We start from the raw sequence: 17721 nt of genomic DNA, 5'->3' as shown, positions 1-17721 counted from the left end.
CAATGAAGGTGTATCTGGATAATGCTGCTACAACCCGCTTGGATCCTGAGGTATTGGAGGCCATGATTCCTGTTATGGCGGAACAGTATGGTAATCCATCGTCGATTCATGCAAATGGCCGTGCTGCACGTTCGTTGATTGAGCGGGCAAGGAAATCCATTGCCGGAATATTGAATGCTGCGCCTGCTGAAATATTTTTTACATCAGGCGGAACTGAGGCGGACAATACGGCAATTCGTTCCAGCATTGAAACACTGGGTTTAAAACATGCCATCACATCCCGTATCGAGCACCATGCTGTGCTTCATACACTGGAACATCTTCAAAAAACCGGTCAGATCGAACTAAGTTATGTTGATCTGGACGAGCGTGGTGTTGTAAATCTTCAGCATTTAGAAACGCTCCTGCAGACCAAACCAAAAAGCCTGGTCTCTCTGATGCATGGGAACAATGAGATTGGAAATTTATTGGATCTTGATTTTGCCGGGGATATTTGTCAAAAATATAACGCTGTTTTTCATACGGATACGGTTCAAACTATGGGGCACTATCGTCATGACCTTCAGCAGATGAAAGCCAATTTTGTTGTTGGTGCTGCACATAAGTTTCATGGACCAAAAGGTATAGGTTTTCTTTATGTTAGGCCTGGAATAAAGATTTATCCTTTTCTTCATGGAGGAGCACAGGAACGCAACATGCGCGGCGGAACTGAAAATGTTTATGGGATTGTCGGCTTGGCAAAGGCGTTGGAGATCGCTTACCGTGATATGGATGAACATCGCTCACATATTGAAGGCCTTAAAAACAGGATGATCCATAGGCTTGGTGAAAGCATTCACGGTGTCCGGTTTAACGGACAATCAGCGGAAATGGGTAAAAGTCTTTATACTGTATTAAATGTTAGTCTACCAGCTTCTGAAATCAGTGATATGCTGTTGTTTAATCTGGATATTGCAGGAATTTCAGTCTCAGGTGGCAGTGCCTGTTCAAGTGGTACTGAAATCGGATCACATGTGTTGAATGAACTTCAAATCGATCCTGAAAGAGCCAACGTCAGATTTTCTTTTGGAAAATATAATACGGAAGAAGAGGTGGACTTTGCCGTCAATACGCTTTCAGAGTTATATCGGAAAGAGGCAGTTATATTATGATTGATTTACAAAAAAGAGAAGTTAAAGTGAGATTTACATTTCAGCTTTAACTTCTCTTTTTTATTCTTATAACTTCATCAGGCATTTTTAACCATATCTTCCAAAGCCTCGATCCAGATATCACTGTCGTTCAGGCTTTCGACAAGCTGCCAGTGTTCTCCGCCTTCTTTTTCGAAAATCTCTTTGTATTCTTCACCTACTTCGATCGTTGTTTCAAGGCAATCAGCTACAAAAGCAGGTGAGAAGGCAAGAACAGATTTCACACCTTTTTTTGCCAGCTCCGGAATCAATTCGTCGGTGTAAGGTTTTATCCAGGGTGTTTTTCCAAGTCGTGACTGGAAAGCTACGGTATATTTTCCTTCGGGAATTCCCATGCCTTTTACAAACAAACGGGTTGTTTCATAACATTGTGCACGGTAGCAATGCTGATTTTTCGCATTTAAAGTATCGCAGCAGGTGCCGAACTGACAGTAATTCGCTACATCTCCTTTGGTAATTTGTCTTTCAGGAATTCCGTGATAACTAAACACAAAGTGATCATACTCCCTTTGCGCCATGTATTTTTTGCCAAGATTCACAAAACCCTCTACGAACTTCGGGTGGTCGAGAAACCGGTTAATAAACTTAATTTCAGGAAGTACTTCCCAGTCCTTTACCACTTCCATCACCTTTTTGTAAACAGATCCGGTAGAAGCAGAAGCATATTGAGGAAAAAAGGGAACCACTATGATTTCGGAAAGGCATTTCTTTCTTAATTCCGTAAGACCGCTTTCGATACTCGGGCTTTGGTAACGCATGGCTAGTTTCACCACGTAGTTTTCACCAAGTACCTTCTGTAGTTTTTCTTCAACCGAATAACCGTAAATCTTTAAGGGAGATCCCTCAGGAGTCCACAACTCCCGATAAATCTTCGCCGATTTAGGAGCGCGGAATGGTGCAATAATCAAATTAATTAATAGCCAGCGGTTTAAGTAGGGTATATCAATAACCCGCTCATCCATTAAAAATTCTCTCAGGTATTTCCTGACATCCGGAACCGAAGGACTATCCGGAGTACCCAGATTGACAATCAGTACGCCGGTTTTTTTAAAAGGTTTTTCAGTTGAGGTTGAAGAATATGTTAACGTTTCGGTATGCATTACCAGTATTTTTTAATTCAAGGTGAAGTATTGTGCATCGATAACCATAGTCAAACTAATAAAAGTTCGGTTAGGGTACAGTTACATACCAATAAGAATTTCGCGTAAAACCGCCTGTGCAGACCATTCCCTGTTTGCAGCTTGTTCGATGACCAGGGAGCGCGGTCCGTCCAGTACTTCGTCGGCTACCTTCATGTTTCTTCTCAGCGGCAGACAGTGCATAAACTTACCATTGTCGGTCAGTCCCATTTTTGCTTCGGTCATCATCCAGGACGGATCGCTGTTAAGCACCTGTCCATAATGCTCATAAGATGACCAGTTCTTGCCATAAACAAAGTCTGCACCTTCCAGTGCTTTATTTTGATCGTAAATAACCTGTCCTTTGCCTACAAACTCAGGCGCCAGATCGTAACCTTCGGGATGTGTAATAACCAGTTCCACATTCATCGGGTTCATCCATTCGCAAAAAGAATTTGCAACCGCTTGTGGTAAAGCTTTAAAATGGGGCAGCCAGGTCAATACCACTTTTGGGCGCTCTTTAAGGCGGAACTCTTCAATAGTAATACAGTCTGCAAGGGATTGTAACGGGTGGCGGGTTGCAGATTCCAGGTTAACAATAGGAACCTCTGCGTATTTTTTAAATTGCTGAAACACAATTTCCTGATAATCTTTTTCGCGATCCTGCAAACCGGCAAAAGAACGAATACCGATAATGTCGCAATACCGACCAATTACAGCGGCAGCTTCTTTTACATGTTCCGCTTTATCGCCGTTCATGATCACGCCTTCTTCCATTTCCAGTCCCCAGCCATCCTGTCCAACGTTCATCATGATCACATTCAGCCCAAGATTTTGTGCAGCTTTTTGTGTGCTGATACGCGTACGAAGACTGGAATTAAAAAACAGCAAACCAATGGTTTTGTTTTTTCCCAGGTCATTATCTCCAAAGGGGTTTCGTTTTGAAATAATACCGCTGGTTATAAGTTGATTAAGATCTGTAACGTCGTTTATGGATAGGAAATGTTTCATTTATTTATGGTGTTGTTAACCGCAATGGGCGCTATGGTTTTCGCAATTGACGCAAAGATATTACAATCTGTTCGCTAATCTTTTTACTCCGTTCTTTAATGAGGGCACAATACAGATGTTTATTAGTTAATTAACCGCGATGGACGCTATGGTTTCCGCAATTGACGCAAAGGCACTATAATCCGTTGGCTAATCTTTTTACTCCCTTCTTTAAGAGTGAAACGTTAAAATTAATTAAGAGCCCCAATTTGCACTTCGTCAATTTTAAAATAAGTTAATATTTGAGCGGTGTGCACGTCATTAAGAGCATCAACAGCTTTTACCTCAACTATGACGCAGTTCTCCACTAGTAGATCGATTCTATATCCAACTTCCAGAATTATTTCTTCATACACTAATAGTAATGCCTTTTGCTTTTCTACAAAAAATCCTTCTTTCGTAGTTCGTAATACAAGCATTCCTCATATGCTGATTCAAGTAAACCTGAGCCCAAAGCTTTATGAACCTTTAAGGCACAAAATAAATTTCGCGGGCAATTTTATTTTCAGGAAGTTCTATTGCGTCCATAGCGAAATCTATAGCGCCCATTGCGGTTAAATCATTAAGTCAAACTGACAACTTCCAAACGCAATGCCTCCAGAAACATATCCGCCTCCTCTTTCCCCAAAGCCAGTGAGGGTAATAATCTGATCGTATTTGCTCCGGCCACACCGGTAAACATTTTATGTTCAAACAGCAACTTGTTCCGAAGATCCTTCACCGGGAAATCGTACTCAATACCAATCATTAACCCACGTCCCCGGAGTTCTTTGTATCCACCGATTTCTTCAATGCCTTTCATTAGGTAGTTGCCGATTTCAGCTGCATTATCCAGCAGGTTTTCGTTTTTCATGATATCAAGCACAGCGATTCCCGCAGCACATGCCATGTGATTTCCTCCAAAAGTGGTGCCGAGCAAACCATAGCTGGCTTTGAACTTTGGAGATATCAAAACACCTCCAATTGGAAATCCGTTGCCCATTCCTTTCGCCATAGTCATTAGATCCGGATGGATTCCACTAAATTGGTGCGAGAAGAATTTTCCGGTACGACCATAACCACATTGCACGCTATCCAGAATTAAAACAGCTCCGGTTTCATCACAACGCTTACGTAAAGCCTGAAGAAACGTATCACTGCTCACCTGAATTCCGCCAACGCCCTGGATTCCTTCAACGATTACCGCACAAACTTCATCCGTAATACCTTCCTGAAGTGCGTCAACGTCATTAAATGGAAGAAATGTAACGTGTTTATTATAATTCACAGGAGCAACGATGGATGGATTGTCCGTCGCTGCAACAGCTCCGGCAGTACGTCCATGGAATGCTTTTGTAAAAGCGACAACTTTTGAACGACCTGTATGAAATGAAGCCAGTTTTAATGCATTTTCATTCGCCTCTGCACCAGAATTGACCAGGAAAAGTTTGTAGTCGGGATAACCTGACAAATCTCCCAGCTTCTCAGCCAGTTCTTCCTGTAACGATATTTTTACTGAATTGGAGTAAAAGTTAATCGCATGAAGCTGCTTGCTCAGCATATCTACATAATACGGATGACAATGTCCAACGGAAATCACAGCGTGACCGCCATAAAGATCCAGGTATTTAGTGCCATTCGTATCCCATAAATAGCTGCCCTCAGCTTTTACAGGTTCTATATCGTAAAGTGGATAAACATCAAATAAATGTGACATAGTAATATTTGTTTATCAGATCAATTCCAAAAAATCGATTCTCTGAAAATGTTTTTGATTTAAGGTCTTTACAGGTAATTGAAAAGTTAACGCGGTTGCTGCGATGAAAATATCCCGAAACTCAATCAACAAATTTTGCCTTCGCAGGCTATGATAAATTTCAGCAGCTTTTAATGAAACTTCGGCTGTAAATGGCAACACGGATACACCATCCAGTAATATTTCAACGTCACTTTTCTTTTGCAAATCGGTTGCTCCCATCATTAGTTCATAAACAGTTACTGCTGATACAAAAAGCACCGTGTTGTTTGGTAATGACGCTAAAATAGTTTTTGACTTATCTTGTTTCCTGAGATATTCAATGAATATACCGGTATCGATTACCATTCCGGAATTTCCCATTGATTCAATTTTTTGCTACTTTCTTCAATAATCTTAATTTCATTATCGCTCCAAATTGAAACAGACTTAATTTTGTCTTTCCATACTGCGAGGTTTCCCTCTGACTGCTTAGCTTTCTGTTGTGCCAACAAGGTATCTGCATAAGCAATTAATTGCCTCCGCTGAATCTCATCGAGCTGGTTATAGGCCAGAAGTAAATCGTTCATAATAATGAAAATTAATCATTTCAACTTCTTGCAAAAGTAAAAATTTCTTAAAAAGAAGGAGCCTTTAACCTTAATCCAGCATCTTCCGGTAATCCGAAGATCAGGTTCAGGTTTTGAACGGCTTGTCCAGATGCACCTTTTGTTAAATTATCAATGATACTGCTGATCAACAATTGACCTTCATGTACCTCCAAATGAATAAAACATTTATTGGTATTAACGACTTGTTTCACATCAATAGGCGAATCGCTTACATGCGTAAAAGGATGTTCAGCGTAATAGTTTTTATATAATTCTTTCGCTTCTTCAATTGTTCCTGAATAAGGCGTGTAAACATTAGCCATAATTCCACGGGTAAAATCACCACGATACGGAACGAAATTCACCGAATTGTCAAAACCAGCTTGTAATTTCTTCAGGCTCATTTTTATTTCAGTCAAATGTTGGTGACTGAATGCCTTGTAGATCGACAGGTTATTATTTCTCCATGAAAAATGTGTTGTTGCACTCAGCGACTGACCTGCTCCGGTACTTCCTGTCACGGCGCTTACATGAACATCGTCCTTCAACAAACCAGCATTCGCCAACGGTAAAATCGCCAGCTCAATACTCGTCGCGAAGCAGCCAGGATTAGCAATTTTAGTCGCACCTCTGATGGTTTCTTTCTGAAGTTCAGGCAAGCCATAAGTAAAACCATTCGACTCATCCCGGAAATCGGTACTCAAGTCTATGATTTTTAATGTTTCAGGAACTTGATATTCAGTCAAAAACTTCTTCGATTCTCCATGTCCGGAACAAAGGAAAATCGCCTGTAAATCCTGCTGATTCAAAAGCGTTTGAATATCTTCTCCCGAAAAAGTCAGTTCCGTATCACCCAATAAATCTGTATGCGTAGCATAAACCGGTTTCTCGATCTGGCTTTTACTATGTGCAAAGGCAATATTTACGTTCGGATGGTTAATGACAATTCTTAGTAGTTCTCCTCCTGTATATCCTGCAGCACCAATGATGCCTATATTTATTTTATTGTCCATAATTTGTTCATTTCAAGATTGTTTTTACAAATGACGATTTTTCAATTTTAGGATCATTTGTTAACACCAGGCAATTAAATGTATATGCCGTTCCGGCAATCAGCCGATCGTGCAACTCCGGAATATCTTTTATTTCAAGAGATTTGAGAATAATGTCATTTGTCAGATCAGCTATTTTAAATCTCTTATTAAATGCTATTAGCGCCTGGACATCTGTAAGCGAAGTTTCAATTCTTCCCTTTTCAAACAAATATCCAATTTCTGCCAAGACAATAGCAGGAATCCAAATTGATATTTTACTATCAATATGATTTGACATTTCAAATATTTCGGTAACTGTAAGCGGTAATTTTCTTTGCTCTAACCAAATTACTACCGCCATAGTATCGGCTACATATTCCCGAGGAATGTCAGTCATTTATTTTGGGATAAGCTAATTTATATCCGGTGAATTCTTCTTCTAAGTGAGAGATTTCAGATTGAGACAAGCCGTCTAGTTCCAATCTTATTTGTTCATTAGACAATTTTGCTTGCTTGTTTATCAAGAATTCTGCAAAATCAAGAATTTCCTTTACCAGCGATTCCGGTAATTCTTCAGTTGCTTTTACAATCTCATTTTGAAGTTCGCTCTTGCTCATCTTAAAAGTATTTAGAAAATATTGCTGAAATACGTTTTAATCCATTATGGAAATTACTTTCTAGCAATACTTGATTTTTTCACTTTCCAATCATTGCCACTAACCTCTAACCCTTAATCATTACTCTCGCTTACCTTCTGATAGATCATCACCTGGTTCGAAGCAACTTTTGAGAATCCTCTTACGTCGTCTCCTGTCCAGGCGTTGTTCATTTCACCATAACTTCCAAATTTCGAAGACATCAAATCAAATGGAGATTCAATTCCTTCTACGTAGAAGCGGTATGGAGCAAGATGAACATGTACTTTTCCGGTTACATGAGACTGTGTATCAGATAAGAACGCTTCAATATTACGCATAACCGGCTCAACGAACTGGCCTTTGTGGAGAAGAGTCCCATAAGTATTAGAAAGTTGTTCTTTCCAGTAAAGCTGTTGCTCGCTCAAAACGTGTTTTTCAAGTGTATGATGCGCTTTGATGATGATCAAAGGAGCCGCAGCTTCGAAACCGACGCGACCTTTGATACCAATGATCGTATCACCTACGTGGATATCACGGCCAATTCCGAATGGCTGTGCTATCGCTGCCAGTTTTTGAATTGCATGAACCGGATCGTCAAAAGTTTCACCGGCAACACTTTTTAATTCACCTTCAACAAATTCCAGGGTGATGGTTTCAGGTTCAGTTTTAGAAACCTGTGTTGGCCAAGCTTCTTCCGGAAGATACTTTTCAGAAGTTAAAGTTTCTTTTCCTCCAACCGAAGTTCCCCAAAGTCCTTTATTGATACTATATGCAGCCTTAGCCCATTCGCGGCCAACGCCTTTTTTTGTCAGGTATTCAATTTCTGCCTCACGCGAAAGTTTTAGATCACGGATCGGCGTAATGATTTCTGCCTCCGGAATGATGATACGAAAAGCCATATCAAAACGAACCTGATCATTTCCGGCACCGGTACTTCCATGCGCAATAGCGGTAGCACCAATTTCTTTTGCATATTCAGCAACAGCGACTGCCTGAAAAACACGTTCAGCACTTACAGACAGGGGGTAAGTATTGTTTTTAAGTACGTTTCCAAAAATCAGATATTTGATACAGTCGTTGTAATAATCCGCTGTTTTAGAAATTGTAGCATGCTTTTTCACACCAAGGGAATAAGCATTAGCTTCAATTGTTTTCAGATCCTCATCTGAAAAACCGCCTGTATCCACCAGGACAGAATAAACTTCATAGCCTTTGTCTTCGGCTAAATATTTTACACAAAACGAGGTATCCAATCCTCCGCTAAACGCTAATACTACTTTTGGCTGTGACATTATGGAATATATGTTCTTATTGACTTTTAAATTGGAACTACAAAGAAACAAAAAAATACCTCGCATCGGGCTTTTCGGGCTGCCGGGCGAGGTATTTAAAAGATATAAGTAATCTGTAAATGAATGCAGGTACTAGTGTACAAGCACAGCCTCGGCGTTTTTCTTTTTGGCGCGTTCTTCCCTTCGCAATAAAATGCGTTGTTTGATACGCATCCAACGCTCATACAGGCTGGATTCCTTCAAAAAGTCCCAGGTATCCTTTTCAGGCTGAGCTTCTGTTTTTTTATGTTCTTCCGGGTTGTACATCATACCGGTGCAAAGACAGTGTTTTCTGCCAGTACGGGTTAGTACGTCGTAATTCACACAGCTGCCACATCCCTTCCAGAACGCATCGTCCGCAGGTAATTCGCTAAAAGTAACCGGTTCATAACCAAGATCCGAATTGATTTTCATCACCGGGAGGCTGGTCGTGATGCCTATTATCTTGGCATCCGGATATTTCTTACGTGAAAGTTCAAAGGCCTTTTGTTTAATTGCCTTTGCCATTCCGCTGTTTCTGAAATCAGGGTGAACGATCAGGCCGGAATTAGCTACAAATTTTCCATGTTCCCATGTCTCTATGTAACAAAAGCCTACCCATTCGTCGGTATCGGTGGTTGCAATAATTGCTTTTCCCTCCACCATTTTTTCCATGATATAAACAGGAGAACGTTTGGCTATACCAGTGCCACGTTTTTTGGCACTCTCTTCCATTTCTGCACAAATTGTTTCTGCAAAATGGAGATGATTTTCATTGGCAGTTTGTATAATAAACTTACTGCCCACTACTACTTCGGTATTTTTCATTGATGGCTAGACTGCAAAAATTGTTCGAAACAAAAATTAAATCCCCAGAAAATTACGATGGGACGTTTCAAAAATTTAATAAAAAAGGCGGGGAAAGTTTTACCACGTAGGCAAAATAGAGTTAGACGGTCCTGGGGGACCTAAACCTGAAAGGTGTAGTATGAAGAACAGTATGTATGCCGTTGCTATTCATTTACTTTGTTGGTCGTCTAAGAGGATGCAAATTTTGCAAAAAATATTATTATGACAAAGAAACAGTGCATATATTTTTATAGTTCAGCTTTGATGAAAATAATTTGAGATCAGAAGTGTAATAACGTGGGTTTTAGACGCAGCGATTGGGCAAAAGTTTCTGATTAACTATATTTGGTTTATCTGTTTAAAAGTTTGAAAAAGCAGATCAATCATAGTCCAATGTCAGAATTAAGCACAGACGACCTTCTTTATGGCTATATGAACGGAATCTTCCCTATGGCAGAAGCGGATGGTACCATTTACTGGTATTCTCCGGATCCCAGAGCGATTATTCCTATCAAAACTTATAAGCCTTCTAAATCGCTGAGGCCTGTTTTAAATAAAAAAGTATTTGAGATACGGGTAAACTTTAATTTTGAGGAAGTGATGCGTGGTTGTTCCGCGCCAAGATCCGCTGAGGAAGGTACCTGGATTTCGGAAGAAATTATTTCTGCTTATACTGCTCTGCACCAACTTGGATACGCCCACAGTGTGGAAGCCTGGCGTGACGGTAAGCTGGCTGGTGGCCTATACGGTGTTTCAATAAACGGCGTATTCTTTGGTGAATCGATGTTTTCGAGAGAAAGCAACGCTTCCAAAACCGCTTTTTACTATCTGATCGAGATCTTGCGTTTTAATAAATTTTCACTTCTTGATACGCAGTTTATTAATGACAATGTGCTTCGGTACGGAGCCATTGAAATTCCTCAGACGGAATACATCACCCGTCTTCAGGAGGCTTTAACCCAAAAGGTGAAATTTGATCCTACCTTTCTCGGGGATCATTTTTAAACCTTCTTCCTGTCAATAGTACAAACTTATCTGCCCTTTGTGTCTGAAATAAATTAATTTTGGCACAAAATTGATTTAAGAGGTGCGTCACCGAATGCATTTCGTTTACTGAATACCCAAAGTGTCAAAGCCAATACTTGTTATAAAATTCGGGACCGCGTCTATTACGCTTCCTTCCGGTGAGCCCGACGTCAGGATCATTGCTGAAATCGCAAGACAGGTTTCAGCGATTCATGCCGATTATAGAATCATCATTGTTTCATCCGGTGCAGTTGGAGCTGGTAAAGCTTACATACAGGATTATAAAGGAACGATGACTCAGCGTAAGGCTGCGGCTTCGGTAGGTAATCCGTTACTGGTAGGGTTGTATGCAAACTATTTTGCCCCAAATAATATTTACATTGCCCAAAGCCTCTGCGAGCGTCAGCACTTTGCGAACCGTCCAAAGTTTTTACAATTAAAAGAAACATTTGAAGAACTCTGGGCAAACAACATTATTCCGATTGTGAATGAAAACGACGTTGTCAGTGACCGGGAACTGAAGTTTTCGGACAATGACGAACTGGCAACTTTACTGGCAGTCGGATTTGGGGCGGAATCTTTGATGTTTTGTACCTCTGTCGGTGGCTTGCTTGATGAGCACGGAAAAATCCTGAGGAACGTATCCAATGTCAATGAGGTTTTTAAGTTTGTACGTACTGACAAATCCTTTCTTGGTCTTGGCGGTATGGCGTCCAAGCTGACCTTTGCGAAACTGGCTGCGCGTATGGCAATCAGGGTTGTCATTTTTGGAATGAATCAGCAGGATGAACTTTTGCTTGCTTTGGAAGGAAATGCCGGAACCGTAATTGGCGCAGGAAAAAGCACCCTTTCGGCAAGAAACAGGTGGCTGGGAAGCGGCGGACTTGTTTCAGGCAGACTGCAGATCGATGAAGGGGCATCAACAGCTTTGCTAAAAAGGAAAAGTCTTTTGGCCGTTGGTGTTACGGAAGTGGAAGGCGAGTTTGAAGCCGGCGAGATCATCGAAATATATTCTCCCGACCAGGAAATGATTGCCGTTGCCCGCGCCAGAGAAACCTCGGTTGCAATTAAAGAGAATTTGAAGACACTGAATTTTGAAGTGGCACATGCCAACGATATAGTACTATTATAATGGAATCCATCATACCACTTTTAAAAGCTACGCAGGAAGCGGCAAGTACAGTCAGGAAATTATCAGGCCAGCAACGTGCTGATTTGCTGATTTCACTTTCTGAAAAAGTTTTGTCAAATACGAATCGGATCATTGAAGAAAATCAAAAGGATCTCGAATTGATGGATGATGCAGATCCCAAAAAGGATCGTCTCCTATTAAATGAAGGCAGGATAAAAGGTCTGGTCCAAAGTTTGAAGGATATTGCTTCTTTACCCGATCCAACCGGAGAAGTGCTGCTCGAAAAGACGATCGAGCAGGGACTTTCTCTTCGGAAAATTGCGGTCCCGCTAGGCGTCGTGGGTGTTATTTATGAATCCCGGCCAAATGTAACATTGGACGTTGCCGCACTTTGCCTTCGCTCAGCCAATGCCTGTGTTTTAAAAGGAGGAAAGGAAGCTCATTTTTCCAACAGCTATCTCGTAAGCCTCATTCATGAAAGTCTGGAAGAAGCTGATGTTGATCGTGCAGCGGTAAATTTATTGCCAACAGGAAGGGGATTTGTGAGTGAATTGCTAACTGCAACCAAGTATGTTGATATTATTATTCCGAGAGGTTCCGAAAGCCTGATTAAATATGTCCGGGAGAATTCACGGGTTCCTACAATTGAAACGGGTGCAGGCGTTTGCCATACCTATGTAGAAAAAACCGCAGATCTGGATAAGGCTGCGAATATTGTAGTAAATGCTAAGGTTTCCCGTCCTTCGGTGTGTAATTCGCTTGACACGATTTTGGTTGATGCTGCTGTTGCGGAAGCATTTTTACCAAAGCTAAAAGAAGAATTTGTAAAATGGAACGTGGAGGTTTTTGCCGATGAAACGTCTTTCAGTATCTTTCAAAAAGCAGAATATCCTTTCCTGAAAAAGGCGCAGCCGGAAGATTTCGGAAGGGAGTTTCTTGACTATAAATGTTCTGTAAGGGTTTTAAACGGACTTGATGAAGCATTGGAGCATATCAGAAATCATTCCTCCCGTCATTCGGAAGCAATTATTTCCCGTGATGCTGAGGCGATTGAAACCTTCCTTAATGAAGTTGATGCGGCTGCTGTTTATGCAAATGCCTCAACACGCTTTACCGATGGCGGTGTATTTGCCCTGGGAGCGGAAATTGGTATCTCCACACAAAAACTACATGCACGCGGCCCGTTTGCGTTGGAAAAACTGGTTACCGAAAAATGGGTTGTCAGGGGTGATGGTCAGGTAAGATGGTAACTGACTGAAATTTCTAATTGAATTCTAAGGGAGTTGTGCTGATCGGTACGACTCCCTTTTTTCATACCTTTGCGCAAAATAATCTGAGAATAACCCACCCGTTATGGACACATTGGCAGCCATTAAAAATATAAAAATATTGACCAGTGAGGCAATTGTTCTTCTAAAACAGCTGATCGAAACACAGTCATTCAGTAGAGAAGAAGATGATACAGCGCTTTTAATTGAAGCTTTTTTTAAAAGAAAAAATATTCCTTTCCAGCGAAAGAAAAATAACATCTGGGCTTATAATCTTCATTTTGATGCGAGCAGGCCAACTTTGCTTTTGAATTCTCATCATGACACGGTAAAACCAAATAAATCCTGGACGCTGGATCCTTTCGAAGCACTGGTTCAGGACCAAAAAATGTTTGGGTTGGGTAGCAATGATGCAGGAGGTTGCCTGGTCTCGCTGATAGCTACGTTTTGTTATTTTTATGATCGTGCAGATCTTGCATACAATATTGTGATAGCAGCAACAGCAGAGGAAGAAGTTTCAGGTAAAGAAGGTCTGGAAATTGTGGTACCTGAATTACCTGAGATTTCCTTTGCAATAGTGGGAGAGCCTACCGATATGCAGCTTGCAGTTGCGGAAAAAGGATTGCTGGTGCTGGATTGTACAGCAAAGGGAAAATCCGGACATGCAGCGAGGGAAGAAGGAGACAATGCAATTTATAAAGCGTTAAAGGATATCAGCTGGATTACCCGCTATCAGTTTCCAAAGGTTTCTCCGACCTTAGGGCCGGTAAAAATGTCCGTTACGATCATCAATGCCGGGACACAGCATAATGTAGTGCCGGATGTTTGCACGTTTACGATTGATGTTCGGGCGACTGATCAATATACACTTGAAGAAATCATAGATGTCATTCAGGAACATGTGGAATCGGAAGTAAATGCACGTTCGATTCGTTTAAGACCTTCGAGTATTCCTATGGAACATCCCATTGTGCAGGCAGGCTTGCGGATGGGACGAAGCGCTTATGGTTCGCCAACAACATCTGATCAGGCACTGCTCGACTGTCCGTCATTAAAGATGGGGCCAGGTCATTCCGGGCGCTCCCATAGTGCGGATGAGTTTATTTATTTGTGGGAAATTGAAGAGGGAATTGTGCAGTATATTGCCATGTTGGAAGAGGTGTTAAAATTATAGGGACGAATTAGTGAAGGAAGGATATTAAGTCAGCAGTAGAAATCTTACAGATATGCAGTTTTATACAAAACAGGATGTTGAAAAGTTCGACGATATACCGTTGCTGTTTATCCAAACATCACTGGAAGACCATATCTTTAGGATCACACTAAACAGACCGGAAAAACGTAATGCGTTTACACCGACCATGGCTGCGGAAATCACTTTTTCTCTTGCTTATGCACACCATCATCCACACGTGCGTTGTGTAATACTTGATGCAAAAGGACCTGTTTTTTGTGCAGGTGCTGATTTAAATGCCTTTCATGATGCAATTGCGGATACTGTAAATCATAATTTGCCTGTGCCAAATCAGGAGATTAGATTGGGTGATGCTTTTGCTCAGCTTTTAAAACCCAGCATTGCGGTAGTCGAAGGCCCTGTTCTTGCAGGAGGATTTTTGCTGATCTGCGGATGTAATTTTGTTTTAAGTGTTCCGGAAGCGACCTTCAGCTTGCCCGAAGTAAAAAGGGGGATTTGGCCAATGCAGGTAATGGCGTCATTAATGCCAATTATTCCCAGTCGAAAAATTCTGGAAATGGCTATAACCGGAAGAAGTTATAATGCAAATGAAGCCCTGGGAATGGGTTTGATTACCAGTATAATTGATCTTGAGAAAATTTCCTGGGAAGCAAAGGTTCTTGCTAAAACCATATGTAACAATGCTCCCTACGCCATTCAATCAGGAATGGAAGCCTGTCAAAATCTAAGCAATATTCCAAAAATCGAACATCACAGTTACCTGAAAAGTCAACTGGATAAACTTCTTGAATCTGAAGACGCACAAGAAGGTGCTCTGGCTTTTAAACAGAAAAGAAATCCGGTTTGGAAAGGTAGATAAGCACAAGAAGGCTTTTTTTTAGTTAACAGCTAATCAATTTCCCGGAACAATTTCGATTTCCTCTCCGTAGCGGTTATGGAATTTGAAGTCAACCACTCCCAGCGAAGTATCTTTAATTAGCTTTACCCAGGTTTTATATTGAAAAAGCCATTTTACCTGTTCAGATATAAGTCCTTTGGTAAAGAAAGAATGCAGGAACGGATGAAGAGAAATGGTGATTCCTCTTTCGTTTTGTTTGGTTAAAATGTAATCCAGATTGTTAGCGATTACATCGGAAACAAGAATACTTGCCTGAATCGTACCGGTACCGCCGCAGGTAGGGCAGGTTTCACGGGTAACAATGTTCATTTCCGGTCTTACACGCTGACGTGTAATTTGCAGCAAACCGAATTTAGAAAGTGGCAGAACCGTGTATTTAGATCTGTCTCCCTTCATCTCATCACGCATAGTATCGAAAAGAACGCGTTTATTTTCCGCTTTCTTCATATCGATAAAATCCACGACAATGATACCACCCATATCACGTAAACGCAACTGGCGTGCTACTTCTTTGGCTGCTTCCAGGTTGACACTCAAAGCGGTAGCTTCCTGGTCTTCCTCAGAATTTGATTTGTTACCGCTGTTTACGTCGATAACGTGCAGAGCTTCGGTATGTTCAATGATCAGGTAACCACCGTTAGGCAGACTGACCGAACGTCCAAAAAGACCTTTGATCTGTTTTTCAAGACCGAATTGTTCAAATATCTTATTCTTGCCATTATGCAGTTTAAGAATATTCTCTTTATCCGGAGCAATATTGTGAATGTACGCCTTAATGTCGTCGTAAACTTCTTTTGAATCAACCGTAATACTGTCAAACGATTCGTTTAACATGTCGCGAATGATTGAAGAGGCACGGTTCATTTCACCTATCACGCGGTCCCGTGGTTTGGCATCGCGAAGCGTTTTAATCCCGTTTTCCCATTTATCCAGACAGTCCTGAAGATCCTTATTCAGCTCGTCAACATCTTTTCCTGTTGCTACGGTACGGATAATCACACCGAAGTTTGCAGGTTTAATGGAAGACATCAGCCGCTGAAGGCGGTTTCTTTCCTGTTTATCTGTAATCTTTTTTGAAAGGTTAACAGAGTTGGAAAAGGGAACAAGCACGATATAACGTCCTGCAATGGAAATGTCACAGGACAGGCGGGGACCCTTTGTAGAGATAGGTTCCTTCACAATCTGAACCAGGATTGGCTGATTCTTCGAAAGAACTTTGTCAATTTTTCCTAACTTTTCAATTTCAGGCTCCATCTTGAAGTTACTCAATTTGCCTGAATTAACGCGTTTGGATATAACGTCTTTGGTTATTTTGTTAAGAGAATTGATGTTCGGCCCTAAATCGAGGTAATGCAAAAAAGCATCTTTCTCAAATCCCACGTCTACAAAGGCTGCATTTAGCCCTGCCACAAGTTTCCTCACTGTACCAAGGTAGATGTCACCTACGGTAAAGCTTTGATCCGGTGTTTCAACGTGATATTCTAAAAGACGTTTATCCTGCAAAAGGGCTATACGTTCTCCCTTTTGAGTAGAATTGATTAGTAATTCGTTACTCAATGTTCAACCAACTGAATGGCTATATAAAGTTAATACTTGACCTCCCGGTTATACAAGAAATCCGGGCAACACAACAGGGTGAAGATGGTATGACCGGATCAATTTAGCATAAATCCGGTCATTTACCAATTATTTCTTCTTATGTCTGTTTTTTCTAAGGCGTTTCTTTCTCTTATGAGTGGAGATCTTATGTCTCTTTCTTTTTTTTCCGCAAGGCATAAATATATCGTTTATAAATAAATAATTGTATTCTTAAATTTTGTTCGTCAATTGTTCAGCCGACCTTCCAGTTCGCCAATTGCTTGCTGGATTACAGGATCTTTCTCTTCCTTTTTAACCTCTGAAAGTACTTTACGTGCTTCCTCTTTATTACCCAGTTCAACCAATGTTAATCCTAAATAGAATTTCGCTTTGGTATTAGCAGGATTGTTAGTCAGGATTTGTCTAAACCTGTCGGCTGCTTTACTGTATTGGTTTGAACGCATGGACAAAATACCCAAATTGAACAAAGCCAGTTCATTGGTAGGATCCGTATCTATCACTTCACGAAGCATCAGAATTCCCTGCATCGGGTTTTCTGTGTTTACATAAGTCATAGCCATGTTGGCTTTTGCAGCGAGCAAACCCGGATTTTTATCAATTGCTTTCTGGTAATATTCTCGGGTTTTGATGCCAAGGTTTTTTGCCTTTTGATCATCTACCGCAAAACCGTATGCCTCATAATAACGATCTCCTGTCCGAACCAGATTTTCAACGGTTGGAGACAAAAGAGCTACTTTTTCAGCATAAAAAGCTGCACTGTCAAATTTTTGAAGCTGAGCAAACTTATCTGATAGTTTCAAACCGGCAGCCGCTTTTTCACTTTCTTTTGCAAGAACGAAGCCACTTCTAAGCTGATCAACGATCTTTTGCTGTTCAGGAGTAAAAGTGGCTCCATCGTGCGAATTTGCAGGGGTCTCAGACGGTGCCTTTGAAGCCTCTTCCGTCTGGGCCTTCTCAGTTTCCATTTCTTTTCCTTTATTATTAACAACAACCTTTGGAAGACTGAATAAGGTGCCAACCAAAGCCACTGCTAATACACAAGAAAGAATGATGGATTTTTTCATACTGTTATAACCAAACCTGTAATAG

The 17721-nt window shown here is 41.0% G+C and carries 18 protein-coding genes and 1 pseudogene; 6 read left to right on the top strand and 13 right to left on the bottom strand.

Going from position 1 to position 17721, the window contains the following annotated elements:
• The first annotated feature begins 2 nt into the window (after positions 1-2).
• Entirely contained in the window at positions 3-1151 is a 1149-nt protein-coding gene (locus E0F88_RS23085; protein ID WP_131960653.1) for a cysteine desulfurase family protein, read from the top strand.
• A 77-nt stretch (positions 1152-1228) separates the two neighbouring features.
• On the opposite strand, the gene hemH is transcribed toward E0F88_RS23085, so the two are convergent.
• The 11 genes and pseudogenes from hemH to E0F88_RS23030 all read right to left on the bottom strand — a co-directional run bounded on the left by hemH (position 1229) and on the right by E0F88_RS23030 (position 9493).
• The gene (hemH, locus tag E0F88_RS23080) at positions 1229-2290 is read right to left on the bottom strand and encodes a ferrochelatase (RefSeq protein ID WP_131960652.1); all 1062 of its coding nucleotides are present in this window, start codon (positions 2288-2290) and stop codon (positions 1229-1231) included.
• A gap of 81 nt (positions 2291-2371) precedes the next feature.
• Positions 2372-3319, bottom strand: a complete 948-nt coding sequence (locus E0F88_RS23075; protein ID WP_131960651.1) for an N-acetylornithine carbamoyltransferase — start codon at positions 3317-3319, stop codon at positions 2372-2374.
• Positions 3320-3549: 230 nt separating this feature from the next.
• Positions 3550-3812 (bottom strand): annotated as a pseudogene (locus tag E0F88_RS34820) (GxxExxY protein).
• A gap of 108 nt (positions 3813-3920) precedes the next feature.
• Positions 3921-5054, bottom strand: coding sequence for an aspartate aminotransferase family protein (locus E0F88_RS23065; RefSeq protein ID WP_131960650.1), 1134 nt, complete (start codon positions 5052-5054; stop codon positions 3921-3923).
• A 15-nt stretch (positions 5055-5069) separates the two neighbouring features.
• On the bottom strand, positions 5070-5456 hold the full coding sequence (locus E0F88_RS23060; protein ID WP_131960649.1) for a type II toxin-antitoxin system VapC family toxin: 387 nt from the start codon (positions 5454-5456) through the stop codon (positions 5070-5072).
• Positions 5435-5662 carry a hypothetical protein gene (locus E0F88_RS23055; RefSeq protein WP_131960648.1) on the bottom strand — a complete coding sequence of 76 codons (228 nt, stop codon included), beginning with the start codon at positions 5660-5662 and terminating at the stop codon, positions 5435-5437. The genes E0F88_RS23060 and E0F88_RS23055 overlap by 22 nt, the downstream gene beginning before the upstream one ends.
• A 47-nt stretch (positions 5663-5709) precedes the next feature.
• A complete protein-coding gene (gene argC, locus E0F88_RS23050) occupies positions 5710-6696 on the bottom strand; it encodes an N-acetyl-gamma-glutamyl-phosphate reductase (protein WP_131960647.1) in 987 nt (328 codons plus the stop codon).
• A gap of 7 nt (positions 6697-6703) precedes the next feature.
• Entirely contained in the window at positions 6704-7114 is a 411-nt protein-coding gene (locus E0F88_RS23045) for a type II toxin-antitoxin system VapC family toxin (RefSeq protein ID WP_131960646.1), read from the bottom strand.
• Positions 7107-7334, bottom strand: coding sequence for a DUF2281 domain-containing protein (locus E0F88_RS23040; RefSeq protein ID WP_131960645.1), 228 nt, complete (start codon positions 7332-7334; stop codon positions 7107-7109). Before E0F88_RS23040 ends, E0F88_RS23045 begins: the two co-directional genes overlap by 8 nt.
• 113 nt (positions 7335-7447) lie before the next feature.
• Positions 7448-8647, bottom strand: a complete 1200-nt coding sequence (argG, locus tag E0F88_RS23035; protein WP_131960644.1) for an argininosuccinate synthase — start codon at positions 8645-8647, stop codon at positions 7448-7450.
• A 132-nt stretch (positions 8648-8779) separates the two neighbouring features.
• Complete coding sequence (locus tag E0F88_RS23030) at positions 8780-9493, bottom strand: GNAT family N-acetyltransferase (protein ID WP_131960643.1); 714 nt, start codon at positions 9491-9493, stop codon at positions 8780-8782.
• Between the two features lie 414 nt (positions 9494-9907).
• On the opposite strand from E0F88_RS23030, the gene aat reads away from it, so the two are divergent.
• The 5 genes from aat (at position 9908) to E0F88_RS23005 (ending at position 14994) form a co-directional block, all read left to right on the top strand.
• Positions 9908-10519 carry a leucyl/phenylalanyl-tRNA--protein transferase gene (gene aat / locus E0F88_RS23025; RefSeq protein ID WP_131960642.1) on the top strand — a complete coding sequence of 204 codons (612 nt, stop codon included), beginning with the start codon at positions 9908-9910 and terminating at the stop codon, positions 10517-10519.
• 121 nt (positions 10520-10640) lie between these two features.
• Positions 10641-11672 carry a glutamate 5-kinase gene (gene proB / locus E0F88_RS23020; RefSeq protein WP_131960641.1) on the top strand — a complete coding sequence of 344 codons (1032 nt, stop codon included), beginning with the start codon at positions 10641-10643 and terminating at the stop codon, positions 11670-11672.
• Positions 11672-12922, top strand: a complete 1251-nt coding sequence (locus tag E0F88_RS23015; protein ID WP_131960640.1) for a glutamate-5-semialdehyde dehydrogenase — start codon at positions 11672-11674, stop codon at positions 12920-12922. Before proB ends, E0F88_RS23015 begins: the two co-directional genes overlap by 1 nt.
• A gap of 103 nt (positions 12923-13025) precedes the next feature.
• Positions 13026-14114 carry a M20 family metallo-hydrolase gene (locus E0F88_RS23010; RefSeq protein WP_131960639.1) on the top strand — a complete coding sequence of 363 codons (1089 nt, stop codon included), beginning with the start codon at positions 13026-13028 and terminating at the stop codon, positions 14112-14114.
• A gap of 52 nt (positions 14115-14166) precedes the next feature.
• A complete protein-coding gene (locus E0F88_RS23005) occupies positions 14167-14994 on the top strand; it encodes an enoyl-CoA hydratase-related protein (RefSeq protein ID WP_131960638.1) in 828 nt (275 codons plus the stop codon).
• A gap of 33 nt (positions 14995-15027) precedes the next feature.
• Here the strand turns inward: E0F88_RS23005 and E0F88_RS23000 are convergent, their stop codons facing one another.
• Positions 15028-16590, bottom strand: coding sequence for an Rne/Rng family ribonuclease (locus E0F88_RS23000; RefSeq protein ID WP_181956107.1), 1563 nt, complete (start codon positions 16588-16590; stop codon positions 15028-15030).
• 266 nt (positions 16591-16856) lie between these two features.
• On the bottom strand, positions 16857-17696 hold the full coding sequence (locus E0F88_RS22995) for a tetratricopeptide repeat protein (RefSeq protein WP_131960637.1): 840 nt from the start codon (positions 17694-17696) through the stop codon (positions 16857-16859).
• Between the last annotated feature and the right edge of the window lie 25 nt (positions 17697-17721).

This window comes from Dyadobacter psychrotolerans (genome assembly GCF_004349265.1).
GTDB lineage: Bacteria > Bacteroidota > Bacteroidia > Cytophagales > Spirosomataceae > Dyadobacter > Dyadobacter psychrotolerans.
The sequence above is the reverse complement of the archived record's forward strand: the minus strand, read 5'-3'. Positions and strand labels throughout refer to the sequence as shown.